This is a genomic window from Leucobacter sp. WKLB1, assembly GCF_059696215.1.
The window spans coordinates 1,806,829-1,831,120 of the sequence record NZ_AP046115.1; the positions used below are offsets into that span (position 1 = coordinate 1,806,829).

At 63.5% G+C, this 24,292-nt stretch carries 24 protein-coding genes and 1 tRNA gene; 9 read left to right on the top strand and 16 right to left on the bottom strand.

The features are described from left to right. Window positions 1-106 precede the first annotated feature (106 nt). The 4 genes from ACZF5Y_RS08205 (at window position 107) to ACZF5Y_RS08220 (ending at window position 3,756) form a co-directional block, all read left to right on the top strand. Window positions 107-1,027: an ACP S-malonyltransferase gene (locus tag ACZF5Y_RS08205; RefSeq protein ID WP_497532141.1), complete on the top strand. Its 921-nt coding sequence runs from the start codon at window positions 107-109 to the stop codon at window positions 1,025-1,027. Window positions 1,028-1,044: 17 nt separating this feature from the next. Next, complete coding sequence (locus ACZF5Y_RS08210) at window positions 1,045-2,049, top strand: beta-ketoacyl-ACP synthase III (RefSeq protein WP_497532142.1); 1,005 nt, start codon at window positions 1,045-1,047, stop codon at window positions 2,047-2,049. Between the two features lie 93 nt (window positions 2,050-2,142). After that, a complete protein-coding gene (locus ACZF5Y_RS08215) occupies window positions 2,143-2,391 on the top strand; it encodes an acyl carrier protein (protein ID WP_010157098.1) in 249 nt (82 codons plus the stop codon). A 126-nt stretch (window positions 2,392-2,517) separates the two neighbouring features. Next, the gene (locus ACZF5Y_RS08220) at window positions 2,518-3,756 is read left to right on the top strand and encodes a beta-ketoacyl-[acyl-carrier-protein] synthase family protein (protein ID WP_497532143.1); all 1,239 of its coding nucleotides are present in this window, start codon (window positions 2,518-2,520) and stop codon (window positions 3,754-3,756) included. Between the two features lie 90 nt (window positions 3,757-3,846). On the opposite strand, the gene ACZF5Y_RS08225 is transcribed toward ACZF5Y_RS08220, so the two are convergent. Further along, entirely contained in the window at window positions 3,847-4,302 is a 456-nt protein-coding gene (locus ACZF5Y_RS08225) for a VOC family protein (protein ID WP_497532144.1), read from the bottom strand. Between the two features lie 101 nt (window positions 4,303-4,403). On the opposite strand from ACZF5Y_RS08225, the gene ACZF5Y_RS08230 reads away from it, so the two are divergent. Beyond that, window positions 4,404-5,189: a glutamine amidotransferase gene (locus ACZF5Y_RS08230; RefSeq protein ID WP_497532145.1), complete on the top strand. Its 786-nt coding sequence runs from the start codon at window positions 4,404-4,406 to the stop codon at window positions 5,187-5,189. Here ACZF5Y_RS08230 and efeB read toward each other — a convergent pair. The 6 genes from efeB to ACZF5Y_RS08260 form a co-directional block, all read right to left on the bottom strand. Further along, window positions 5,171-6,499 carry an iron uptake transporter deferrochelatase/peroxidase subunit gene (gene efeB / locus ACZF5Y_RS08235; protein WP_497532147.1) on the bottom strand — a complete coding sequence of 443 codons (1,329 nt, stop codon included), beginning with the start codon at window positions 6,497-6,499 and terminating at the stop codon, window positions 5,171-5,173. The genes ACZF5Y_RS08230 and efeB overlap by 19 nt on opposite strands. A 4-nt stretch (window positions 6,500-6,503) precedes the next feature. Continuing rightward, a complete protein-coding gene (gene efeO, locus ACZF5Y_RS08240; protein WP_497532148.1) occupies window positions 6,504-7,706 on the bottom strand; it encodes an iron uptake system protein EfeO in 1,203 nt (400 codons plus the stop codon). Continuing rightward, window positions 7,703-8,629 (bottom strand): iron uptake transporter permease EfeU, encoded by a 927-nt coding sequence (gene efeU / locus ACZF5Y_RS08245; RefSeq protein WP_497532149.1) that lies wholly within the window; start codon window positions 8,627-8,629, stop codon window positions 7,703-7,705. Before efeU ends, efeO begins: the two co-directional genes overlap by 4 nt. Window positions 8,630-8,805: 176 nt before the next feature. Next, on the bottom strand, window positions 8,806-9,294 hold the full coding sequence (locus ACZF5Y_RS08250) for a Dps family protein (protein ID WP_497532150.1): 489 nt from the start codon (window positions 9,292-9,294) through the stop codon (window positions 8,806-8,808). A 122-nt stretch (window positions 9,295-9,416) separates the two neighbouring features. Beyond that, window positions 9,417-10,142 carry a hydrogen peroxide-dependent heme synthase gene (gene hemQ, locus ACZF5Y_RS08255; RefSeq protein WP_497532151.1) on the bottom strand — a complete coding sequence of 242 codons (726 nt, stop codon included), beginning with the start codon at window positions 10,140-10,142 and terminating at the stop codon, window positions 9,417-9,419. A 53-nt stretch (window positions 10,143-10,195) separates the two neighbouring features. Continuing rightward, the gene (locus ACZF5Y_RS08260; protein ID WP_497532152.1) at window positions 10,196-11,293 is read right to left on the bottom strand and encodes a ferrochelatase; all 1,098 of its coding nucleotides are present in this window, start codon (window positions 11,291-11,293) and stop codon (window positions 10,196-10,198) included. 193 nt (window positions 11,294-11,486) lie between these two features. On the opposite strand from ACZF5Y_RS08260, the gene ACZF5Y_RS08265 reads away from it, so the two are divergent. Together ACZF5Y_RS08265 and ACZF5Y_RS08270 are read left to right on the top strand one after the other, a co-directional pair. After that, window positions 11,487-12,308 (top strand): FadR/GntR family transcriptional regulator, encoded by an 822-nt coding sequence (locus ACZF5Y_RS08265; protein ID WP_497532153.1) that lies wholly within the window; start codon window positions 11,487-11,489, stop codon window positions 12,306-12,308. A 34-nt stretch (window positions 12,309-12,342) separates the two neighbouring features. Beyond that, window positions 12,343-12,416 (top strand) — tRNA-Ile (locus ACZF5Y_RS08270). A 21-nt stretch (window positions 12,417-12,437) separates the two neighbouring features. Here the strand turns inward: ACZF5Y_RS08270 and ACZF5Y_RS08275 are convergent. The 5 genes from ACZF5Y_RS08275 to ACZF5Y_RS08295 all read right to left on the bottom strand — a co-directional run bounded on the left by ACZF5Y_RS08275 (window position 12,438) and on the right by ACZF5Y_RS08295 (window position 15,783). Then, window positions 12,438-13,586: a tyrosine-type recombinase/integrase gene (locus ACZF5Y_RS08275; RefSeq protein WP_497532155.1), complete on the bottom strand. Its 1,149-nt coding sequence runs from the start codon at window positions 13,584-13,586 to the stop codon at window positions 12,438-12,440. 52 nt (window positions 13,587-13,638) lie between these two features. Next, window positions 13,639-13,848, bottom strand: coding sequence for a helix-turn-helix domain-containing protein (locus tag ACZF5Y_RS08280; RefSeq protein ID WP_497532156.1), 210 nt, complete (start codon window positions 13,846-13,848; stop codon window positions 13,639-13,641). Between the two features lie 77 nt (window positions 13,849-13,925). Beyond that, window positions 13,926-14,336: a hypothetical protein gene (locus ACZF5Y_RS08285; protein WP_497532158.1), complete on the bottom strand. Its 411-nt coding sequence runs from the start codon at window positions 14,334-14,336 to the stop codon at window positions 13,926-13,928. Between the two features lie 79 nt (window positions 14,337-14,415). Further along, a complete protein-coding gene (locus ACZF5Y_RS08290) occupies window positions 14,416-15,441 on the bottom strand; it encodes an FtsK/SpoIIIE domain-containing protein (RefSeq protein ID WP_497532159.1) in 1,026 nt (341 codons plus the stop codon). An 18-nt stretch (window positions 15,442-15,459) separates the two neighbouring features. Further along, complete coding sequence (locus ACZF5Y_RS08295; protein WP_497532161.1) at window positions 15,460-15,783, bottom strand: hypothetical protein; 324 nt, start codon at window positions 15,781-15,783, stop codon at window positions 15,460-15,462. 1,700 nt (window positions 15,784-17,483) lie between these two features. Here ACZF5Y_RS08295 and ACZF5Y_RS08300 point away from each other — a divergent pair. After that, window positions 17,484-18,317, top strand: coding sequence for a hypothetical protein (locus tag ACZF5Y_RS08300; RefSeq protein WP_497532162.1), 834 nt, complete (start codon window positions 17,484-17,486; stop codon window positions 18,315-18,317). Between the two features lie 88 nt (window positions 18,318-18,405). Here the strand turns inward: ACZF5Y_RS08300 and ACZF5Y_RS08305 are convergent, their stop codons facing one another. The 3 genes from ACZF5Y_RS08305 to ACZF5Y_RS08315 form a co-directional block, all read right to left on the bottom strand. Beyond that, entirely contained in the window at window positions 18,406-20,037 is a 1,632-nt protein-coding gene (locus tag ACZF5Y_RS08305; RefSeq protein WP_497532164.1) for a hypothetical protein, read from the bottom strand. 283 nt (window positions 20,038-20,320) lie between these two features. Beyond that, complete coding sequence (locus ACZF5Y_RS08310; RefSeq protein WP_497532165.1) at window positions 20,321-20,530, bottom strand: hypothetical protein; 210 nt, start codon at window positions 20,528-20,530, stop codon at window positions 20,321-20,323. After that, window positions 20,512-21,666, bottom strand: coding sequence for a ParB/RepB/Spo0J family partition protein (locus ACZF5Y_RS08315; protein ID WP_497532166.1), 1,155 nt, complete (start codon window positions 21,664-21,666; stop codon window positions 20,512-20,514). The genes ACZF5Y_RS08310 and ACZF5Y_RS08315 overlap by 19 nt, the downstream gene beginning before the upstream one ends. 461 nt (window positions 21,667-22,127) lie before the next feature. Between ACZF5Y_RS08315 and ACZF5Y_RS08320 the strand changes: the two genes are divergently transcribed. Beyond that, window positions 22,128-23,036, top strand: a complete 909-nt coding sequence (locus ACZF5Y_RS08320) for a hypothetical protein (protein ID WP_497532167.1) — start codon at window positions 22,128-22,130, stop codon at window positions 23,034-23,036. A gap of 322 nt (window positions 23,037-23,358) precedes the next feature. Here the strand turns inward: ACZF5Y_RS08320 and ACZF5Y_RS08325 are convergent, their stop codons facing one another. Continuing rightward, the gene (locus tag ACZF5Y_RS08325) at window positions 23,359-24,096 is read right to left on the bottom strand and encodes a hypothetical protein (RefSeq protein WP_497532169.1); all 738 of its coding nucleotides are present in this window, start codon (window positions 24,094-24,096) and stop codon (window positions 23,359-23,361) included. Window positions 24,097-24,292: the final 196 nt, after the last annotated feature.

Sequence of the window (24,292 nt, forward strand, 5' to 3'; positions counted from 1 at the left end):
GTCCACCTCGAAACACCGCCTTTCTGAAGCACTCCCACAAAGAATTCCGCGAAGTGTGGTCGAGAATATGCAGGCCAAACGACCCCGATCTGAGAAACTGGAACACGTGATCGTCATCGCAAGCCCCGGACAGGGCTCACAAACCCCCGGATTCCTCGCCCCCTGGCTCGAGCTCCCCGGAGCTCGCGAGTTTCTCGGCGAGGCATCCGAGTACGTCGGTATCGACCTCATCGCCCACGGCACAACGAGTGACGCAGACACGATTCGCGACACCGCGATCGCCCAACCGCTGATCGTTGCGGCGAGCCTGCTCGCCTGGCGCGAACTTTCGGCGCGCGTCTCCGTCGCCGATGCGGGCATCGCCGGACACTCAGTCGGTGAGTTCGCAGCGGCCGTCGCTGCAGGTGTACTTGCTGACGCCGACGCGCTGCGCCTCGTCGCGGTGCGCGGACGCGCCATGGCAGATGCCGCGTCGCGCGCAGACACCGGCATGGCTGCGGTCGTCGGCGGAGTCGAGAGCGATGTGCTCGAGAAGATCGCCGAACACGGTGCGACGGCTGCGAACCGCAATGGCGGTGGCCAGATCGTCGCAGCCGGCTCGCGAGCGGCGCTCGACGCGCTTGCCGCGGATACCCCGCGAGGGGCGCGTGTGATCGCACTGCAGGTCGCCGGCGCGTTCCACACCGAGGCGATGGCGTCGGCGATCCCGGTGCTCCGTGAAGCCGCGGTCGGCATTTCCGCGGAACAGCCGAAGCACCCGCTCTGGTCCAATGCCGATGGTGCCCTGGTGACCGATGGTTCCGCGTTCGTCGACTCACTCGTGTCGCAGATTGCGCAGCCAGTGCGTTGGGATGCCTGCATGGCGAGCTTCCAGAGCGCGGGGATCACCGGCCTCATCGAACTCCTCCCCGCCGGCGCACTCACCGGCATCGCGAAGCGCGCGCTCAAGGGCGTTCCCGCAGTCGCCATCAAGTCCCCCGAAGATCTCGACGCGGCCGTGGCTCTGATCACCGGCCCCGCAGCTTGACCGAAACGGAATCGCATATGACTGCTCTCGTGCAGCCCTCGGGCCCCGCGCACACGCGCATTCTTTCGATCGGTGCCGCCCGCGGCGACCTCGACGTGCCGAATGACGACCTCGTCGGCCCCATCGACTCGTCTGATGAGTGGATTCGCCAGCGCACCGGAATCATTCAGCGTCGACGCGCGAGTCGCTCAGTCGAAGCCGTCGACCTCGCCGTCGAAGCCGGCGAAGAGGCAATCGTCGCGTCTGGCCTGGACCGATCCGAGATCGATGGCGTCATCATCTCCACGATCTCCAACGTCGCAGTCACCCCGTCGATGGCGGCCCTCGCCGCGCACCGACTCGGCTTGACCCCCGCCGCAGCCTTCGACATCTCTGCAGCGTGCGCGGGCTACGTCTACGGTGTCGCCCAGGCCGACGCGCTCGTGCGCGCCGGCATCTGCCGCAACGTGCTCGTGATCGGCGCGGAAAAGCTTTCCGATATCGTCGATCCGACCGATCGCAGCATCTCGTTCCTGCTCGCCGACGGTGCCGGCGCCGTCGTGATCGGGCCGAGCGACCATGCAGGCATCGGCCCCACGGTATGGGGCTCCGACGGCGAGAAGTGGGACACGATCCGGGTCACCTCGACCTTCGAGGAGTACCGCAACAATCCGGGTGTCGTCGCTTGGCCGACGCTGCGCCAAGACGGCCAGACGGTGTTCCGCTGGGCCGTGTGGGAGATGGCGAAGGTCGCACGGCAGACGCTCGAGGCGTCAGGGATCGAACCGGGAGATCTCGCCGCGTTCATTCCGCACCAGGCCAACATGCGCATCGTCGACGAATTCGCAAAACAGCTGAAACTGCCGGAGACCGTTGCGATCGCTCGCGATATCGAGATGCAGGGCAACACCTCTGCAGCATCGATCCCGCTCGCGATGCACGCGCTGCTGCAGCAGCAGCCTGAACTCTCGGGCGGCCTGGCACTCACCATCGGCTTTGGGGCCGGGCTCGTCTACGGCGCTCAGGTCGTCGAGATTCCCTGACCTCTCGCGCCACACCCGGGAGTGTTCCCCCGGCACGAGGCCGACCGACATACACTTTTCACCGACCGAAACCCATATCAAGGAGAAACACACATGGCATTCAGCAATGAAGAGGTCCTCGCAGGTCTGGCTGAGCTCGTCAACGACGAGACCGGCATCGCAGCGGACGTTGTCGCACTCGACAAGTCGTTCACCGATGACCTCGACATCGACTCGATCTCGATGATGACCATCGTCGTCAACGCCGAAGAGAAGTTCGACGTCAAGATCCCCGACGAGGAAGTCAAGAACCTGAAGACCGTCGGCGACGCCGTCGACTTCATCGTCAAGGCTCAGGCCTAAGCACTCGGTTTCGAGCGCAGCGCGGCGGTCGCAGCACTCCAGCTCATGTGCGGGACGCTCCCGCCGCGCTCGCTCGTACCTCCCCCACTACTATCCGGCCCACCCCACATCTCGGAGTACCCACACATGACGAAGAAGATTGTCGTTACCGGCATCGGAGCCTCCTCGCCGATCGGCGGAACGGCTCCAGAGAGCTGGCAGGCATTGCTCGCCGGCGAATCCGGCGTGCGCACCTTCGAGAACGACTGGGCCGAGACCTACGGACTCGCGGTCAACTTTGCGGGAACGGCCAAGGTCGATCCCGCGGAGGTGCTCGATCGACCGGTCGCGAAACGACTTGACCCGTCGAGCCGATTCGCGCTCGTCGCGGCACTCGAGGCCTGGGCCGACGCGGGCACTCCCGAGGTGGCGTCGGAGCGCCTCGGTGTCGACTGGGCCACCGGTATCGGCGGGCTCTGGACCCTGCTCGATGCCTGGGACACCCTTCGCGAGAAGGGCCCCCGTCGGGTCATGCCGCTCACGGTGCCCATGCTCATGCCGAACGCCCCCGCAGCTGCGGTCTCGATGCATCTCGAAGCGCGTGCGTTCGCGCGCACCGTCGCCTCCGCATGCGCGTCGAGTACGGAGTCCATCGCAAATGCCTACGAGCATCTGCAGGCGGGACTCGCCGATGTCGTCATCGCCGGCGGCGCCGAAGCCGCGATCCACCCCATTACGCTTGCGTCGTTCAACTCGGCACAGGCACTCTCGAAGCGCGTTGATTCTCCGGCGACCGCGTCACGACCGTACAACATCGACCGAGACGGATTCGTCATGGGCGAGGGCGCTGCAGCGCTCGTGCTCGAGACCGAAGAGCATGCGCTCGCTCGCGGCGCCAAGATCTACGCCGAGATCGCGGGCGGCGGCGTGACCGCCGATTCGTACCACATCACCGCGAACGATCCCGAGGGCAAGGGCGCCATTCGCGCCGTGCACCTCGCGCTCGAGCAGGCGGGAGCCACGCCCGATCAGGTGACGCACATCAATGCGCACGCCACCTCGACGCCGGTGGGCGATATCGCGGAATACGTTGCGCTCCGCAGCGTATTCGGTGAGCGCGTCACCGAGATTCCGGTGTCGGCAACCAAGGCCGCGACGGGTCACCTCCTCGGCGGCACCGGCGCACTCGAAGCGATGTTCTCCGTGCTCGCCGTGCAGCACCGCATCGCTCCCCCGACGATCAATCTCGTCGATCAAGACCCCGAGATTCCGCTCTCCGTCTCCGGCGAGGCGCAGCCCTTGGGTGATGGCCCGCAGCTGGCGATCTCGAACTCCTTCGGCTTCGGCGGCCACAACGCCGTGTTGGCGATTCGCTCGTACGAGTAACCCCTCCGACACCGCGCACACCCCCGAACCTCTGCGAGAGGGTCGGGGGTGTGCGCCTTTCGCTTGGTCGCCCGGGCGTCTGAGTCGAACCTATCCGGCCGCGCAGAACTCGTTGCCCTCAGGGTCTGCGAGCACCCACCAGTGACCCGCTGCCCCCTGATCGACCTCGGTGACCCGTGTTGCCCCGAGTGCCTCGAGACGGGCCACGTGCGCGTCCAACGACAAATCCCCCGCGTGCACGTCGAGGTGCAGACGGTTCTTTCCCTGCTTGGGTTCGGGCACCTCTTGAAAGAGGATGCGACGGCCGGCACCGACACCGCTGTGCGCATCGAACGGATCCTCGGGATGCCGCACGGCGGCGAGCCCCCGGAACGTGCGCGCGCCGGGCGCCCCACTGACCGCGGCCTCAGGCAGGCGCCCCGCCGCGAGCAGTTCCGCAATGAGCGGCTCCGGGCTTTCCACGACATAGTCGAGCGCGGCCGCCCAAAACGCCGCCTGATGGTCGGCGTTCGCTGAATCGACGACGAGTTTCCAGTGCAGTGCCATGCGGGTATTCTCACTCGTGCCGCACAGGCGTGCAAGCAGACCGATGACGTCGCGTGACGCCGATGGCACGCCGCACCTCATCCACGCGGTACGGTAGACGGATGACGCCGTTCTTGCTCATCACGACTCGCGGCGAAGATGACGTCGCCGCAGATGAGCACGCAGCGTACTGCCGATTGACGGGGCTCCTTCCCGACGAACTCGCGTGGATTCGCGCAGATCGAGCGCCACTCAGTGGGATCGACTTCAGCGCGTATTCTGGCATCATCCTCGCCGGGAGCCCGTTCACCGTCAGCGAGCCCGAGGAACGCAAATCACCGACCGAGCGCCGCGTCGAACGCGAACTCGCAACGCTGCTCGATGATGTCGTGCGTCGCGACTTTCCGTTTCTGGGCGTCTGCTACGGTGTCGGCACGATCGGGTCGCACCAGGGCGCCCGTGTCGACCGAACGTATGGCGAGCCCTCTCAAGCGGTGCGCATCAGTCTCACGGACGAGGGCCGCGCGGACCCGTTGCTCCACGAGCTCCCGACCTCGTTCGATGCGTTTGTCGGGCACAAGGAAGCCATCAGCGAGGTGCCGCCGAGCATCACCGTACTGGCCAGTTCGCCCACCTGCCCGGTGCAAGCGTTTCGCGTGGGCAAGAACGTCTATGCGACGCAGTTTCACCCCGAGCTCGACACGGCGGCGTTCACGTCTCGTGTGCGTTCGTATGCCGGTCACGGATACTTCGAGCCGGCACAGGCCGACACGATCATTGCGACGGCGGAGGCGGCCGACGTGCGCGCCTCGCACATGGTGCTCGGGCGATTCGTGGAGGAGTATCTCGATGCCGGCCGCGGCGACCGGGCCCCGGCCTCGTCGAGCGACTACTCGAAGAGCGCCTGAGCGAGGTAGTCGCCGCGCTGCACGCCCCCAGGCACGGCCCAGAGCCCTGACCCGATGTGCCGGATGTACTCGTTCAGCAAATCGGTCTTGAGCGAGCGCTGCACCTGCACGAACGCGGCAGGGTCGCGTTGGAACGAGATGAAGAACAGTCCGGCACCGAGCTGCCCGAGGCCATTCGAGCCGTCGACGTAGTTGTAGCCGCGGCGCAGGAGGCGCACGCCGGCATTCTGGTCGGGGTGCGCGAGCCGCAGGTGCGCGGCCATGTCGATTGCCGGCGCCGAGGTATCGACGGCGTCGGGGGCGGTGAAATCAGCAGCCGTGAACTCGGTGCCGCCCGACAGCGGCCCGCCCTCTTGCTTCGTGCGCCCGATGATGCGTTCCTGCTCGCCGAGCGAAGCTCGGTCCCAGGTTTCGATCGTCATCTGGATCTTGCGAGCGACGAGGTAGCTTCCGCCCTGCAGCCATGCGGGTGCTTCCGATCCGACCCACACGTGTTCGTCGAGAGCCTGGGTTTCCTCGGCCATCACGTTCGCCGTGCCGTCTTTGAATCCGAAGAGGTTGCGCGGCGTTGCCTGCACGCGCGAGGTGGAAGAGGTGCGCCCGAACCCTAACTGGCTCCAGACGAGGTGCGCGCGACCCGCAGCGATCCGGGACAGATTGCGGATGGCGTGGACCGCGACCTGCGGGTCGTCGGCGCACGCCTGAATGCAGAGATCGCCGTCGCTCTGATCGGCGTCGAGCAGGTCGAACGCGAACGAGGGCAGCGGTTCGAACGCCTTCGGCAGTCGGTCGCGAATGCCGAACGGATCCTCCTGATCATCGCGTCGGTCGAAGAGCGCGCGCCCCAGCCCGAAGGTCAGGGTGAGATGCGCGGCTTCGAGCCCCTCGGCTTCCCCCGTGTCATCCGGGGGCAGCAAGGCGTTGTCGGGCTCGACACCGGTTCCGAGGGCGCGGCCACGGGTCAGCACCGCAGCGGCCTCCGTCCAGTCGCGCAGCAGGGAGATGAGGTCGTCTCGGTTCGTGCCCGAGAGCATGCGGAACGATGCGAAGTGCAGGCGATCCTGCGCGGCCGTTGCGATGCCCGCCTGGTGCGAGCCGAAAAACGGTACGGTGCCGGATCCGCCCGAGCCGCCGCCGGCATACGCCACTGAGGCGGCGACACCGCCTGCGGCCGCACCGGCCGCGAGGCCCGCGACACCCGCGCCGACGAGGCCGAGAAGTCCGCGGCGTGACGGGCGGAGGGGCCCCGCGGCCGAAGCCTCGGAGCCCCTCGCGTCATCCGGCGTGCCGGATGCAGAGTGGTCAGTCATGCGACTAGCTTGCCACGACCGCCGCGGTGAGCTTCGACAGCGGCTCGCTGAGGGCGCTCAGCTTGGCGGCGAGCTCGTTGCGCTCCGCCTGCGTCACGGTGTCGTAGAAGACGAACCCGTCGGTGTAGTTGCCGTAGGTGGCGAGCAGCGCGAACATGTCGTCGAAGCGCTCGTCGAGCTCGTCCACGAGGTCCTGATGACCGTTCGTGACAGCGAGTTCACGCACCGTGTCGAACGCAACCTGAGCGCCCTCCACATTGGCGGTGAAATCGTAGAGGTCGGTGTGTGCGAACTCGTTCTCTTCGCCGGGGAGCTTGCCGTCGGGTGCCGCCACCTCGTCGAGGAGGCCCTTGGCGCCCTCGGTGATGTCGGCCAGCGTCAGCGTGAAATCAGGCGACGCGACCTTCTCCTTGAGTTCGGTGATGTCAGCAACGAGCTGATCACCGAGCACCTTGCGCTGTTCAGGAGTCAACGGCGTCAGATCGGGGTCACCCGGGTAGTCGCCGTTTGCGACGGCTGCGTCGTTCCACAGATCCATCTCGATGCGGTGGAAGCCGGTGAAGTCGAGTCCCTCTTCATCAGCGCCCGGCTTGCGGTAGTCGATCTTCGGGTCGAGATCGCCGAACTGCTCGGCGGTCGGCTCGATGCGCTCGTAGTTGATGCGCGCGAGCGGGAAGAGGCGCTTGGCCTCGTCGTCATCGCCGGCGACGTAGGCATCGACGAACGCCTGCACCTGGGGCAGCAGTTCTTCGGTCTGCGCTTTCACGTAGCCGACGTACTGCGCGATCACCGCATCGTCTTCGGGCGACGTCTCGATCGCGTCACCGCTCACCGAGAAGGCGGCCTGGCCCACGCCGGCACCGATCATGCCGGGCTTGCAGCTCGTGAAGTAGTCGCCCGGGCCGACCTGCACGGTGAGGTCGCGGCTCGCACCGGGGGCGATGTTTTCGACCTCGCCGACGATCGTCAGCTCGTTGCTGCCGAGCACGTAGAACTCGTTGACCTTGGTGCCGTCGTTCTCCACGGTGAAGGTGACGGTGCCGCTCTGCGCGGTCGCGGTCTCGACGGTGCAGTCGGTGTCGCTTGCCGTCACGGCGATCGCGTCACCGCTCGGCGCCGCGTTGGGTACGCAACCGGTCAGCAGCAGCGCTCCGGCTGCGACGGCCATCAGTCCACCGGCGGTGCGGCGGGAGGAGACGAGATTCACAGGGTTCCTTTCGAGGAAGCGACGGCCGGTTCGGCTGCCGCGCGGTGTGCACGTATCGTGCGCTCCTGCGCGAACGAAGCGCGGAGGAAGAGGGTGAGGGTCGGAATGAGGTACGCGAACCAGGCGACGACCTCGAGCTTCGTCATCTCGGGCGAGAACCCGAGGGTGCCCTTCAGCAGCGCCCCCAGGAAGCCGTCGGGAGCAATGACGTGCGAGATCTGGAAGGCCCATGCCGCCTCGCCGTACCAGCTCGCGACGAACGCGCTCGCGCCGAGCGGGGGCTCGGCGAAGGGTCCGGGGAGCACGGCTGCCTCTTGCAGGTCGTGAATGCCGTACGCGAACACGCCCGCGGCGAAGACGATGAGCAGAATCCCGGACCAGCGGAAGAATCGGGTCAGGTTGATCCTGATCATGCCACGGAAGAGCGCCCACCCGATGATGACTGCCAGGATGATGCCGGACACCGCGGTGACGAAGCCGAGCAACGGCGACAACTGGCTCGCCCGCGTGGTCGCCCAGATGAACAGGGCGGTCTCGAGACCCTCGCGCCCGACCGAGACGAAGCCGAGCAGGGCGACGCCCCAGCCGCTGCCGAGCAGCGCCCGATCGACCTGGCCGCGAAGCTCCGAGCTGAGACCGCGCGCGGCGCGCAGCATCCAGAAGACCATCCAGGTCACCATCACGACGGCGACGAGCGAGAGCGAACCGCCGATGATCTCCTGCGCCTGGAACGAGAGGCCGTAGGCGCCGAAAGTCAGCACGGCACCGACGATCATCGAGAGCAGGATCGCCGCAGCAACGCCGATCCAGATCTTCACTGCAGCGTCGCGCCGCCCGAGTTGCTTCACATAGGCGAGCAAGACACTCACGACGAGTGCGGCTTCGAGGCCTTCGCGGAGGCCGATCATCAGCGTCCCGATCATGCGCGGCGACCTTTCATCAAACATGCGATCTGAGTAAGGCACGCCTTACGGAGTGAATTTACCATAGATTCATCTGATGTGATGTTTACGCAAAAAAACGGGCGCGACCCCCGAGAGGGTCGCGCCCGTGCAGACGCGGTCGCCGGTCAGCCAGGGCTGCTCAGCGACACGCTGGATTACTCGGCGAAGTGCGACGACAGGAACCAGCGATCCTTGTCGAGCTGCTGAGCTACGGCGATGACCACGTCCTGGCTCACCAGGTCGACGTCATCGAGGCCCTTGACCGCGGCGTAGACCGTCTCGAGCGTCGCATCGATCTGAGCGACGATCTCGCGAACGGTGACCTTCGACTGCTGGAAGCCGTCGCTGAGCTGCGGAGTCGTGGTGCGCGCCGCAATGGTGCCAATGCGGGCGTCGATCGGCAGGCCGAGAGCGACAATGCGCTCTGCGACGGTGTCCGATGCATCCTGAGCGTGCGCGACGACCTCATCGAGGAACTCGTGCACGCCGACGAAGTTCTCGCCGCGTACGTGCCAGTGCGCCTGCTTGCCGTTCACGGCGAGCGCCACGAGGTCGTGGACGACGGGCGTCAGGTACTGCGCGACACCGGTCGGGCGGTGCAGGTCGCCCTGGGCTGCGGGAACGGTGATCTGCTTGGTAGACATCGAGTGAATCCCTTTCGTTGGTGTGCGTTGACAACATTCACACTACGCCGATTTCGGCGCCGCGCAAGCAAGGCGAGGCTTGGCTTAACAATGGGAAACTCCCAGATGAAGGGCAGGATTGCCTAACCGAGAATGCGTCGCAGCAGCTCCTCAGGAGCGCGCCGTGGGCCGGTGAAGAAGGGGGTCTCTTCAATGACATGACGACGCGCTTCAACGGCTCGCAGTTCGCGCATCAGATCGACGATGCGCACCGGATCATCCGCCTCGAACGCGAGCAACCACTCGTAGTCGCCGAGCGCAAACGAGGCGACGGTGTTGGCGAGCACATCACCGTAGTCGCGCGCCGCCATTCCGTGTTCGCGCAGCATCTTGCCTCGGTCGGCATCGGGCAGGAGGTACCAGTCTCGGCCGCGCACGAACGGGTAAACGCACACGTAGTCCTTCGGCGCGTCCCCCGCGAGAAACGCGGGCACGTGGCCGCGGTTGAACTCCGCCGCGCGGTGCACGCCGACGTTCGACCAGACCGGCGCGAGCCGACCGCCGCTCCACTCCCACACGGTGCGATACGCGAGCTGCAGCGATTCGCTGGTCGGCGCGTGCCACCAGATCAGCACATCGGCGTCGGCACGGAACCCCGAGACGTCATACCAGCCTCGAGTCGTAAGACCTTCGATGGCATCGAGTTCGGCGAGCAGACCGCGCACGATCCCGTTCAGCGCCGGCGAGACGCCCACGCCACCCGACGGGCGCGTCTCTTTGAACACCGAGTACATGGTGAAGTTCGTCGAAGCGTTGATGGCTTCGGCGACATGGCTGTGATCGACCTGCGGTCGTGGTGCGTCAGACATCTGTTCTCCTCGTGATGCGTTCGTGAAGTTCGTTCGGGATCGCCGTGCGCCGGTCAGTCGAGCACGCTCGCGAGCACCGGAATGCCCGTGACTTCGCCGTGGCGCATGCGGCAGCTGTCGGCCGGCGCCTCGTCGGGGAACGCCGGGAAGTCGCCGAGCACGTGCGGTTCGACCGACTCGCCGCGCTCGCGCACCGCGCGCTCGAGCACCATATCGACGAGGCCGGAAACGAAGGTATGGCGCACGCCGACCGTGCCCGCGCGCACCGCGAGCACCCCGTGCTCGACAGCCGTCTCCATCGCCTCGATATCGAGATCAAAGGCGACCTCCATATGGTCGGAGATGAAACCGATCGGCGCGAAGATGATCCGGCGCACGCCCTCGGCGACCAGCGACTCGATGTGGTCGTTCACGTCGGGCTCCAGCCACGGGGTGCGCGGGTCGCCCGAGCGGGAGCAGTAGGCGAGCGACGAGGTGAATTCGATGCCGTGGCGCTCGCGCAGGTCGGCGTCGATCGTGGCGCGCACGTCTTCGTGCTGCTCCCGGTACCCGGGCCCGGTCACCGCTGATGCGTCTTGCATCGTGTCAGGGATCGAGTGCGTGACGTAGACGATGTGCGCGCCCGCCAGGCCACCTTCGAGTTCCGCCGCTGCGTGTTCAATCGCTTCGCGGTTCGCGTGCACGAACCCGGCGTCGTTGAAGAACGGACGCAGAATGTCGACGGCGGGCGCATCTTCGCCGAGCACCTCGACGGCTGCGGCCAGGTGCTCGCGGTACTGCCGGCTCCCGGAGTACGAGGCGTACGCACTCGTCACGAGGGTGAGGATCCGCTTCGCACCGAAGGCCGACGCATCACGCAGCGTGTCGACCGTGTAGGGGTGCCAGTTGCGATTGCCCCAGATGACCGGGAGCGTAATCCCCCGGCTACGGAGTTCCTGCTGCAGCGCCGTCACCAGTGCGAGGTTCTGGTCGTTAATCGGGCTTCGCCCGCCGAAGTGGTGGTAGTGCTCCCCCACCTCGGCCAAGCGATCCTCAGGGATTCCCTTGCCGCGAGTGACGTTCTTCAAGAACGGGATCACATCGTCAACGGCATTCGGGCCCCCGAAGGAGCAGAGCAGCAGGGCGTCATACGGCAGCGCAGGTGCGGTCATACCTGCACGCTACCACCGGGTTTCCTGTAGATCTGATGTATAAGATCGGATGTGCGGCGTGGCGCGGAATTCACCCATGCAGATCGGGGCAGAAGCAGAGTTGATGCCTTGAATATCCCCACCAGCACAGGCCCCACAGGTGTGCTCCGATAACATAGGATCACCATCCGTCCCACGCAGCAAGAGGTCCGCCATGTCCAGTGCCATTCGGGGCTCGCAAAAGGCCCGAGACACCCTCGACTATCTGCGCGACAAGATCTCTTCGAGCGCGTGGGCCGTCGGCGAACTCATCCCGAAAGAACCGGAGCTCATGGAGCTCATCGGTGTCGGCAAGTCGACGGTCCGCGAAGCCGTTCGCTCGCTCGCGGCGTTCGGCATGCTCGAGACCGTTCCGGGTGTCGGAACGTTCGTGCGATCCCGCACCCCGGTCAGCACACTCCTCACCGAGTTTCTGGGCGACCACGATCTCGAAGAGGTGCTGGTCTACCGGCGTTCACTCGAGATCGAGGCGGCTCAGCACGCTGCCGTGCACCGCACCGAGGAGCACCTCACCGCGCTGCGCGAAGCTGCACTCCGCGACCAGCACGCTGAAGCCGACGCTGTGGCATCGTGCGAACAGAGCACGAACCCCGGCTCTTTCCACCTGCTCGTCGTCGAAGCCAGCGGCAGCAAGCTGTTGCTCGATCTCTACCTCGGCGTCATGTCGGTGCTGCAGCGCGCGAGCGCACAGGGCCGCGTGATCCTCGGCACTACGCTCGAGACGATGCACCTCGATCACGGTGCCGTGCTCAGCGCCATCGAGGCCCGCGATGTGCGCAACGCCGCGCACTCCATGGCGCTGCACGTCGACCGCGACCTCGGGCTCCGCACCGACATGCTCGACTTCAGCCAGCACACGGAGCGAGCAGCATCGCTCATCGACGCGGGCTACGACCCGGGCGAGAGCTCGGGCGACCCGGTCGCCGCCGCTGAACACCTCGACGCGCCCGCGGCGGCTCGGGAGTCGATCAGCTGAACCGAGCCATCGCTAAGATGGAACGGTTACTCAGGGGGCGTTAGCTCAGTCGGTCAGAGCAGCGGACTCATAATCCGTCGGTCGCGGGTTCAAGCCCCGCACGCCCTACTACCCGTATCGCTTGGATTCTCAGGCATCGTCCTGCGTCGTCGGTTTCGGTTTGGTCGGTGTATGGTCGGTGGTCTGGTTCGATTCGTTGAGTAGATCTTCGATGTGCGTAGCAGCGGATAGCGCTTGTTCGAGCCGGTCGGCAACTGCTTCAAGGTCGGTCGGGAACAGGCTTGCATAGTGCTTAAGAGTCACACTGGGATCTCGATGGCCGAGCAGCGCCGCAACAGCGGGGACCGTGGCCCCGGCCTGAATCGCGAGCGATGCGCAGGTGTCTCGGAAATTGTGCGGAGTGATACCTGCAAGGCCGATTCGCTCGAGCGCGGGATCGAGTACGCGGCGGCGGTAGTTATTGTTCCTGAGTGGAATAGGTGGCTGGGATGCGTGAAAGAGGTACGAATCTCGCGGTAATGTCGCAGACCATTCTACGAGTTCTCCGCCCACAGACGCAGGCAGTGGCACCGTTCGGGCCTGATGGGTTTTGAGATCGCCCAGGTGCAGAACACCGCCGGTCTCAGACCAGGCTCGAATAAGCCGCAGGGATCCCCGACCGGTGACATCGGCAGGCCGTAACGCCGTGAGTTCTCCCCATCGCGGGCCACCGTAGCAAGCCACCAGGACGAGCAGGCGATCCTTCTGCGTTGGCATCTCTCTCGCAAGCCTGAGAACCTCGGCGTGTGTGAGCGGATTTGGCTCTCCCGCCTGCTGAGCTGGCAACCGCACACCCAACGCCGGGTTGGAACTGGCCGCCCCGTCACGGATAGCCAGATCGATAGTTCTTCGGAGGGTCGCCAGCGCGCGACGAGCTGTAGACGGCGAAAGGCGGACGGCAAGATCGCGAGCCCAAGCCGCTACTTCCGAGTGCTTTAGTGCTCCGACTGGACGACGGCCAAAGGTCGGTTCGACGTACAGGCGGAATTTCGCCTTCCTGTCTGCAACAGCGGAGGGCTTGCCGCCCTCGAGCGTCGCAAGCCAGAGCTCCGCCCATTCGGAGATAGTGACCGCCTCATTCTTGGAGGGATCCAGCCACCGGCCAGCGGCAAGGGCCGCCTTGGCCTCGCGTTCCCACACCTCCGCGTCGCGACGACGCGAGAACGTCTTCCCTCCGACGTAGCGACGACGATAGTAGAGCCGAACGCGATAGCTGCCGTTCGGTCGCTTCTCGATCATCCTTCTCCTTGGAACGAGTGCGCCCCGCCGATTCCTGGCGGGGCGCACGTGCTCAGTTCTCCGGTTCGCACTTTGCCGACTCAAGATAGTGATCCAAGTCGGAAGGCCGGTACCGGACTGCCGCCCCGATCTTCAGATAGGCCGGGCCGCTGCCCGCACCACGCCACGCACGCACAGCCCCGACGCTCACCGTCAGATAGCGTGCGGCCTCAGCTTCCGTCAGCAGCGTTGGAACTGCAGCCTGCTTTGTTGTTGCAACCATGAGTTGGTCACCTCCTTCTTGAGCTGCCGCGGGTTCGACACGTCGAACCCTTGCCTTGAGCGGGTTGCCTCAATCGGTCAATCACCCTTGCGACGAGTCGCCTGTGCGAGAAGCTGGGCCATCGTGCCGACAGGCTCGATCTGCTCGACGTAGACGGAGCCGGTCAATGATGCTCGGGGTGCGTTATCTCCAAATCCGGGCTTGGCTTCGCCGCGGATGTTGACCTCCACCGTTCCCGAGACAGCCAGCAGACTTCCCTCGGGAATATCGTCGATCTGGCTGGTCGTCATGACGGTGAAGCCGTCGAGCGGTACACCTCCCATCATGGCCGTGACTCCGGCCGCACGGCGGAGGGGAAGGCCGTTGCGAGTCTGAATGCCGACGCGCTGGCCGTCCTTGTATTCGGCGACCTCGGTGAGTCGTCCGCCGCCGACAAGGGCGATGGTGCCTGCCTCCGGGCGGATAGCGAGTGAGTTAGTTGAAGCCATGATCAGGCCTTTCTCTCGAGTTGTTCGTATTGATGTGGGTCAAGGGTGGGGAACCCTGCGCGTTACTCTCGGCACGGGGTCACTTGGTGGTTTCTGCTGAATCTCCCGCGTTGGCACTCGGTGCGTAGATCTTCACCATTTCTTTGAGATCCGTGTCAGAGACCCAGTACGAGCGGAAGCGCACAATCTCTCCCGTCTCCCCGTCGATGGCGTAACCGGTTCCGGGGAGTGCGGTAGGGATCTGCTCGCACCGCGCCCCCGCGTCGTAGGCCGACTGCCCAATGGCGAGCACAGCATCATCCTTGGTGCGGAACCGAAGCGCGAGCGTCTGGGTGTAGAGGTCTCGAGAAGCGAGGGCTTCCTTGCGCGGATCTTGCAGAGCGGCCAGCACGACGTATCCGGCAGCTCGCCCAGTTGAGAGCACTCGTTTCAACAGCAAGTCGACTTCGGACTTCGTCTTGTTGTCAGGAGCCATGTAGACGAGGCTGGCTGCTTCGTCGATGATGAGCAGTCGCAAAGGGGTAGCGGAAGAAGGTTCGATCTTACGAACGCCGCTCATCCGCATTGTGGTCAAGCGGTCCTCGAGTTCCTGAACCAGCTCACGCAGCAACTTCACCGCAGCTTCGTAATCCCAGGCCCACGAGCGGAGAAGTCCCGAATAGGAGGACGCCTCCACGCCGCCCTTCAGGTCGATGGCATCCACCGTCACCGCTCCACTGCGTATCGCCGGACCTACCCCGGCAAGAACCGAGGCGATCACAGCTCCCTTACCGGAGCCAGAAGCACCGACGAGAAGTGTCTGCTTATCCGCCAACGGCAGCCGGAACGGTGAACCATCCGAGCGAAGACCCACGGCGAGGGGAGCCCGCAAATCGACACTCGATCGCAGGGGAACGTACTGTCGTTCCTGCGAAGGAGTCCTCTTCAGAATCGAGATCCTGACACGACTTGCGGAGAGCGCAGTCACCTCCACCGGCCAACCGATACAGCTCGCGATCTCTTCAGAGCGACGAATCCACAGGCCGGGAGTCTGTGCGCCACTATCCGTCACCAGCACCTCAACATCCCACGTGATCCCGCGCGGACCAGAAACAATCCGCTTCACAGCCGGATACAGGCGCGCTCAACCGCTGCCCGTCGGCTCTGCACCTGCCAACCCGGTCGCGATGCAGAACAGTTCCCAGTTCCGCAGAATCCACCGCCACTGCCTCCTGACCTCCGGGGAACGGGCCATCTTCGGGCGGTACACCGTGTACCACTTCAGAGGATCCAGGAAGAGAGATCTGCCGAGGAGAATCAGAAGAGCTGCGAGCGCTGCCAGGAATACCAGCCACTGGCGAGCCTCCCCGAAGACCGGTGACACCAGCGCAACGACCAGCAAGCCTACTGCGAGGATCACGGCCAGCTTGCCGACAGCCCGAACCCAGCGAAGCCACCTCTTGAACATCAGCGTGCCTCATCCGGGCAATCAACCGACACGGAAACCGTGGGTTCACCCGGCAGCGCGGCAGTGACCTGATTCCATCCGCACGGAGGAACCGGGACTGTCTCAGCCTCCACCTGCTGCACAGAGGGAGTCACCGTACTCGCTCCCATCTCAGGCCAGCCGCGAACGATGAACACGACCGTCAACACCGCCACGCAGAGCGCGACCAGCCAAACCGCCATAGAGATACTTGCCCGAAACGCCGGAGGGCTCATCGGGACAGTGTCCTTCGGAGCCTCGAATGCCACTTGAGGGACTGGCTCGCTCTTCATCTTCATGCGCATGGTTTCATTCCTTTCCTGGGTGCTCGGCCTCGTTCTGAAGTTCTTCAAGTCGCTCATCGACTACTTCCAGGCCGCTCGAAACGTTTATGTTGCGAAGTCCTAGAGACACTGATGCCTGCTGCTTCCGCGATCTCGCGGAGCGTGAAGCTTGGCGATGCTCGGTGACGCATATAGGCGACAAGGAACATCCGTTTCAATTCGGCCTCGACGATGAGCCGCCATGTCTCCCGCAACTCCTGTAACAGAGCGTCGCGACTATCTATCCCGATCGCGGAAGAGAGCACGTCTCGCCCCTCAGCTCGAGCAATGACCCGCTGAGTCCACTTCTCCATGTACTCAAGCCGCGGGTATGGAAAGTCGCGCTTCTGGTGCATCAGATCCCCTCTCTGTTACCGGTAGCGGATAGCAGCTCCTGGAATCAGAACACTAGGGGTCGCGATGCGTCGTGTCCATACGCTTGAAGTCTTAAAAGCCCAGATCAGAAAGCATATTGCAAGCAATCTGCTTGCAATATTCCTGCAAGCCAAGTGGGGGCCAGTCAGCGAGAATGCCTGATGATGAGCGGTCGCAGTATTGCGAGTTGCAAGCAGTCCGCAAGCACCTCAGTGCGAAGGCGAGAACGGCCATAAGTAACCCTGAGAGTTTTCTGAAATCCCTCGGAGACCCTCAAGGCTCGAGTCGTAGTTGTCATCTCGGCAAGATCACCAGCATTCCGCGGAAATGGCTTGAGGGCTATATCGCGTAGCAACGGTAGGGTGTCGTCATGAACTGCACTGCGCCCGGGTCAAGGGCCGTGAGCGTAGCCCTATCTGATGAGGAGCGTGAGATATTTCTGAGGGGCCGCGGACTGAAGCCCGAAATGACGCAAGAGGAAGAAGCCACAATGCGCGAGCGGTGGCCTGACGCTCTCATCCTCGAGGCAATGGAACTGGGGCTCTTTTAGATCCTCACAACGTTGTCAGAACTGGGCGCTGCGACGCCGTAAGCGCACCTGCACCCTTCGCTGATCTATGTCGAGCCAGAGGGCGATCAGATCGCGTGAGACTTCCGCGAGATCTTGTCTTTGCTCGGCCTGTCCGACGGCACCCAGTTCAGGTACATGGAGGAGCCACCATCGGTGCTCGCTTGAAACGTACACGAGATAGGGCTTCTTGCGTGCCATCTGCATAAGAGAGCAACGATACCCCACGACTCCGTCCCGCCGACACTGGCACAGTAGGAGCGCGCTTCAGAGCTGCCGCATTTGACAATTACGATCATCAGAGCAGGCGTCTACCTCCTCTGGGATGCCGGTCTCCACGTAGCCCCCGGCGAGATAGATTTGTAGAGAATCCAACCTTAAATCCATGTTTGATTTGCTATCGATGGAGTTCTCTAGTGACGCTTACTTTGCGACTTACGCCGTTTCCAGGCAGCGATCTGCCATCGGCCTATGACAGCGATGAGGTTGTAGTGATCGGTGAGATTGCTATTTCACCGACCTCTACTGTGGCGATCTCGCAGGTGATGCAAGAGCACTTCTCGGATCGATTCCCGGATTGGACTCGCAACGATTCTGGTGCCGCTCCGGAAAGGGATTATCCCTTCGCTTTGTTCGTTTCAGATACAGATGAGCATGTACCTCGATGGCGAGATCTCGAACGCGTCACGGTGTGGGAAGCTTTAGACGGCCGTGCACGGTTTCCTCCGCTAGGAGTAATCACTGGGCATCTTTCAGTGTCAGATATCTACCGATCCCACTCGGCTAGGTACATTGATAGAACGCCTCGCGCAATCTACGTTGCACCCCTCCAAGGCCTCGGCGGAACCGCCGATATGCTCGTTCCGTTCTTGACGGAACTGTTCTTCTTCGGAGCCTCTTGGGTTGCAGCCGACGCTTTGCCTTCCCCCAAAGCCTGGCTGAAAAATTCTTCGCTGACTAAGAGAGCTAAGACACTTGCGAAGGACTTTTCTGAGCGAGGCGTACGCCACACGGAAGACGTTCGGCTGTGGGCGTCCACTCGAGAATCCTGGACCACTTTCGAGGGTGCGAAACGCCTTGGCGTAGACAGAGACATCATGGAAACCATCTTTTTAGCGCTCGGGTACAAGAAGCGTGAAGAGGACCAAACGTGGCGACTTGGCGAGACAGAGGAATATAGGAGGCTACGTCAAGAGTGGATTGATGGGGAACCTTCCCGCAACCTCGTACCCCCGTTCGACGTAAGTTGATGACACAGGAGCTTTCTTAGGGTGCGTTGCTCGGGCTCACTCACAAAGAGGCTTGATCGACTTGTTGCGATACTTTCCGAACAGATGCCTAGACAGGTGGGGAATCGAGTTCCACGCCCCGGACCCTCAAGTACCACCGCAGCGCGTCTTGTCCTCCGGCTTCCGCCGCCTCGAGCGCCCCAACGAGCCACGACGGCCGCCACACGAGCCTTGCGTACCACGCCTCCCGGGGGATCTCGCCCAGGCGCTCTCCACGCAGCTCGACCTGTGCCACGGCTTCATCGTCCTCTGTCTCGCCCCTTGCTGTAAGGATCTCGTTCCATAGCTGCGCGCGGTCGGTCTCGCCGTCAGGCACAGGCAGCGACCAATGGATCTGATGACGCCCGCGCGAGGTGCGCTCCCATTCGTGCCACAGCGCCCAGAGACCCGGAGATGTGATCGATTCGATGCTGCCGCTATCGAGATCCACGAGGCCGAGCGACCCGTCATCGAGATCGACGATCTCCCAACGCCGCGGTGTACGAATCCCGAACCGGCGTGCTTGTAGATCCTCAGCACAGCGTGAAAGCAGTTCAAATGGGGTGACGTTGCGCTCGGCCCTGCTGCTCTTTGTGTGCGAGCCAGAAGCTACCTCGAAGCCGACGCGAGTAGCCACGTCATAGGTCGACTTCGCCAGGTAGGAACCGACGAACTCAGCCCCGCCATCATGGATCCCTCGAAGATCGAATCCGTCGACATCAGCGCGAAACCCTGCCTTCTCGACTGCCTTGCGATAGCGGCCGAAGATCCGACTGCCGAATACGAGACGCCCCAACGCGTCACGTTCCCAGGAGAGATCCGATCCATAGACCCGATTCAAGACGGCGTCCAGATCATCGCGAAGGCCGGCCCCGAGTGTGGCCACTGTGAACAGCAACGCGTGAAAATGCAGGTGCCAGCCGTGCCCGCCTGATTGCGGCAATGAGACAGTCGCCTCTGTGGATCGCACCCGGCCAGCCACGCCGAACAGTTCGGCGTCTCCGACAATGGCGGGCTCGACCCACACACGCCCGTTGCGAGCCCGCGTCTGCTCCTTACGACCGGACCATTTGATGCCTCCGAGGCCTGCCCGCCATCCCTTGGAGATCGCATCGAATAGATCTGCCAGAGCATCCTTTCGGCTATGGCGGACGGTGAGTGTCAGCAGATAGACCGATCCGCCCGCGCGATGACAAGCGTCAACCGCTCGAGAGATCTCCTCAGCTCGACGCTGCGCAATCACCGCCGAACAACGAGGACAAGCCCACACCGAACCACACAGCGTGACGCCCGAGTACCCGGCTACCGCACCACGCTTCAGCTCACGACGATTGACTCCCGCACCCGTCGAAGGTGCACCAGGATCATCGCGAAGCACGCGCCCGCACATCCTCACCGGCCGCAGAGTAGAGGCCTGCCAAAGAAGCGCCCTGGCACCCCACCTCAATGCGCGGCGTCCGCCCACGGAGTCGGGAGATTCATCGGCCGAACTCTCCTCCGGCTTCTGCCCGCAACAGTAACTCAGAGTACTATCAAGGGCCGCCGTACCGGCGGCCTCGCTCGCTTCGCTCGCGGCGGCACTCCCGCCGCGCTTCCGCTTCGCACGCGCGGCTTCCGTGCCGCTCGAGGATCTGATCTGGCCGTTGTCGGCACCCAGATATACACTGAGTGAGCGCGCAACTTCCGGGTTGAGATTGTCCATGATTTCTCCCGGTTCTGGGGCCGCCGTTCTTGGTCGGGCGGCGGCCCCTATTCGTCTCCGAAACCGGGTCGGCAGGTGGTCGGTGCCGGGTGAGAATCACCGCGCCCCCAATGTGAGCGAGTAGCGCTGAATGGTAAGCGGTGCGAGGGATCGCGAGGAACTGTGAGAGGCCGTATGGTGGTCCTGACGGCCTCATAATCCGTCGGTCGCGGGTTCAAGCCCCGCACGCCCTACTCCCTTGGCCCCCATTGCAGCTGGGCGGGGCCACTGTCGCGTGTAGGAATTAGACGGTGTCGCCGCCGAGTTTCGTGGCGATCTTCTCGACATCGCTGAGGTGGCATCCCCACGCCGCAATCGCTTGCAGGTAGTGCGCATACTCGTCACGCGGGCGACACCAAACATCGCGTTCAGCAGTCTCCTCGATACCGCCGAGAACGACTGCGACGGTGACGTTCTGTGCCCAGTTCGGGTGATTCACGAGGTACATGGCCATGCCCTCACGGTTCGTGGCCCGATGCCGAGCATCTTCTTCGCAAGGCTGTTCCCTCGGCCCATCGTTGCGCTGAGTTGCCAGTGACCTTTCGCGATCGCTTCGGCGATCACGAGTGATGCGTCTTTCGGGTGGGTCTTGCAGTTGATGAGTTCGGTGAGCCATTCGCGGCGCACGATTTCGGCGGCATCCCAGTCTTTGTTGTTGGCGATCAGTTCTTTACGGGCAGCTTTCTGCTCGTCTGTCATCGGACCCGACTGCGCCTGCTGGCTGACATAGGAGTTGATGGTGAAGCCAAGCGCTTCGGGGTCGCTGACGTAGTAGCCCGTGCGGGGCCCATCGAAGGCGTACTGCACGAATGCGAGCACACCCTCCCTGCCACGCACATCCTCGACAGTGGGACGTTCACCCGACTCGGCGAGGAGTGATGAGAGCAGGTATCCGTCATTGGCGTCCGCATAGGCCGTGGTGACCTCGAAGCCGTCATTCTCGGCTGCTTCGACCATCGGCGCACACGCCGCGAGATGCTCGCGGCGCTGACGTTCTCGCTCCAGTTGGTGGCGGAAGTTCGCGGGATACTTGGTCGCGACCTCGGTCAGGTGGTCGATCACTGCGGGGTCGTCCGCGAATTCAAGTATGTCAGCGGCCTGGTCGAGCGTCACACCCTGGGCCACGAACTCGACGCCGCGCTCCGCCGTCGCGACCCGCACGCCGGTTTTCACCCGGTCGTGCTTCGCGCCGGTGTGCTTGGCGATCTCGTTCACGCTCAGCCCCTCGAACTTGAGTTGCTTCCACGCCTCGATGCGGTCGGACTCTTTGAGTTCCTGGCGCTGGCCGTTCTCGATCAACTGCTCCACGATCCGTGCGGCCGTGGTCGAGGGAACATCGGTGACGTACACCGGCACCAGGGCTCGCTCGGCCTTGCGAGCATCGCACGTGCGGCGCTGCCAGGTACGCACTCGGATCACACCATCCGGGTCCCGGAATGCAGGGATCGGTTTGAAGACGCCGTGCTGACGGATCGACTCCACAAACTCGTCCGGGAGGTCGACCTCGCGGCGCACGTTGTCGTCGATGACGATCGTGTTGGGGTCGTGGTACTCGAGGGTGCCCTGGGGTGCGGTCTGGGTCTCGGTCATGGTCTCCTCCTGATCGTCGTTCCCTCCCCCTCATTTCTATCTCCGGGGAGGCGAGAATCGCCGACAGCGTCACGGAGCTGCAACAGCAGATGGAGGAGCCGCCCCGCACGGCGCAGCTCTGCTGCGACGAGCGAGGCGGTGACGGCCGGAGACATCCCGGAGCGCAGCGCAGGATGTCGCCGGCCACCTGGTGTGGAGACGGAATGTCGCTACCCTGTCGCTTGCTTCCCGGCAAATGAATTCAGACGTAGCCTGCTGAGCCGCTCGCGAAGCGGATGTCCGCTGCTGAGGGCGCGCGTTGGGCGCGGCCTCAGCCCGTGGCGGCAGGCGCGCTGAACTGACTCACGCGCGTGATACATCGCCCCAGATTATTCTTCAAGATTGCATAAAAACACCGTCAAAAATACCGTGGAATTGGGTCCACTCCCAAGGAAATATAAATCTCGAACAGAAGGGGAAATATGTTTGAGGGCAAGTTTGAAAAAGAGTTCCGCTTTTCGAAGCCGATCGTTGGCGCTATCGCGGCGGCTCTTCTTTTCACTGGCAGTGCAGCTCCGGCAAATGCGGAAGATGGTTTCGATCCACTGCAAGTCGTCGAAGCCCAAAACCTCCTAGGAACCCCTCAAGACAGTCTCGGCGCCCAGATCGGGAGTGTGGAGATGAGCGTTGATGGTGGAAAGAACCTTGAGGTCAGTGAAGTCAGCCTCACCCCTCTGAGTGAATCCGAAGGTGCAGTCGATCCAGCTACCGGTGCAAGCGTCATTTCAGAAGCAAACTTCGGATACGTGACAGCCAAGGGCACCAGCGGAACGAATGCAAGCTTCATCGTGCTCGCCGGCGCTTCGGCGCCCACAGAACATCAGTTCGTAGTAGGCGAGAAGGGGACGAATCTAGCTCTTCAGGATGATGGGTCCGTGCACGTTGTGGATGAGAACGGCACGACCGTGAACTATATTCTGGCCCCGTGGGCAAAGGATGCTAACGGCGCAGAGCTTGAAACTCATTACGCTGTTCACGAGAACATCCTCACGCAGCACATAGACACTTCTGGTGCAGCCTTCCCAGTTACCGCGGATCCCACAAGTGGCTGCGGAGTTGGCTGGTGCTCGGTGTACTTTAACCGCGAGGAAACGAAGGCTATTGCCGCCGGAGGTCCTGTGGGAGCCACGGCTCTTACGGCTGGCTGCGCTGGAGTCGGGGGCCCACTCGCAGGAGGGGCCTGCGCCGTAATCTTCGGCGCGGTGGCTGCGACCGCTCTCGCTGCAGATGCCAATGGCAATTGTGTCGGAGTTATCGGGTACGGAATTCCAGGAACTACACTGAACGGTTGGGGCCCGTTCGTCGAGCCCAGGGGCACTGCTCATTGCTAGAAAGAACACCATAGAAGCGGGAGAATGAAGCATGACTACGCACAAGCAAATCGTTTCAAAGACGACGTACTTCGCAGGCCTGGCCGTGCTGGTGATCGGCTCTCTTGTTCTTTTGCCATTCGCGCTTAACGGAGCGATTTCCCCAGCTGTATCGTGGGTGTTGTTCGGGTTTACTGTGCTCTGGGTCATGCTTGACCCACGAGCTTGGTGGCGAACCAGTAAGGAGCATGGGCGGCAGTAGCTGGAGCTCACTGCTCCTCTCGTACCACCCATAAACGGAAGGCGACGTCGACCCGGCAATTACCGGACCGACGTCGCCTTCTCAGTTGAGATGCACGGTATGGGTGACGGCGATCGGGTGAGTGCGAGTTCGTGTCCACACCCGCCCAACAGGCCATTCCCCGGTACTGCTACATCGTGATCCCGAGCGCCGGCGGTTGCATGTGATGCATCTGCTGCCGCTTCTGCGCATGCAGTGCCGCACGAGTGTTCCACTCGCGTGCCTGTTCTTGCGCCCACGTCTGCACGCGGTCGACGAGCTGCTGCACCTCCGCCGGCTGATACGCACCGGTTTCCCGCTGTACTCACCCCTTGTGGCGGTCGTGGGTGTCGACTTCGAGAGTCCACAAGTTGGGGGGCGGTCAGGGTCAGAGGAATCTGAGCCGATGTACTGCTCCGTGATCACGACGCGGCGATCGCCACCCTCATTCTCAATGACAAAGTGGCCGGCACCGAACGTATCCGGGTCTTCGTAATCAAGGGGGCTGTCAAAGTGCTGCCGCGAGATCACGTTGAGCTCCAAATCGAAGTACTGCCTCGCCGTCTCGCGTTCCTGCCGCTGCGTCGAAGTGTCGATCGTGAGCGGGATGTCGCTGTGCTCGTCGATGCGGACGATGTAGGCGGCCTCGGTCTTCTGGATACGGACAGTGAACACCGTGGCGCTCTCGTCGTTGTCGAAGTCGACGCGGCCGAAATGATCGACGGGGACGTCCGGGCCGGTCGGCAAGGGTTTTGGTTCCAGCCAGTCGCCGCTGTCATAGGAGTTCAGTCGTGTGGGCAATATTACCTCCGAGTCACGGTTCCCCTCACCGATCTGCGGCGGAGATACTCCTGAGCGCGAGGAACCCGAACCGAACACCCCCGCACGCAAATCACGCACGAAACTCCGGTCCCGCCCTCTAGAAGTCCTGCTTTGCGCACCCCATCACGCCGGGAATGACGGGCCGGGCCCTCCGTACCACCTCGAGCAACGCGCA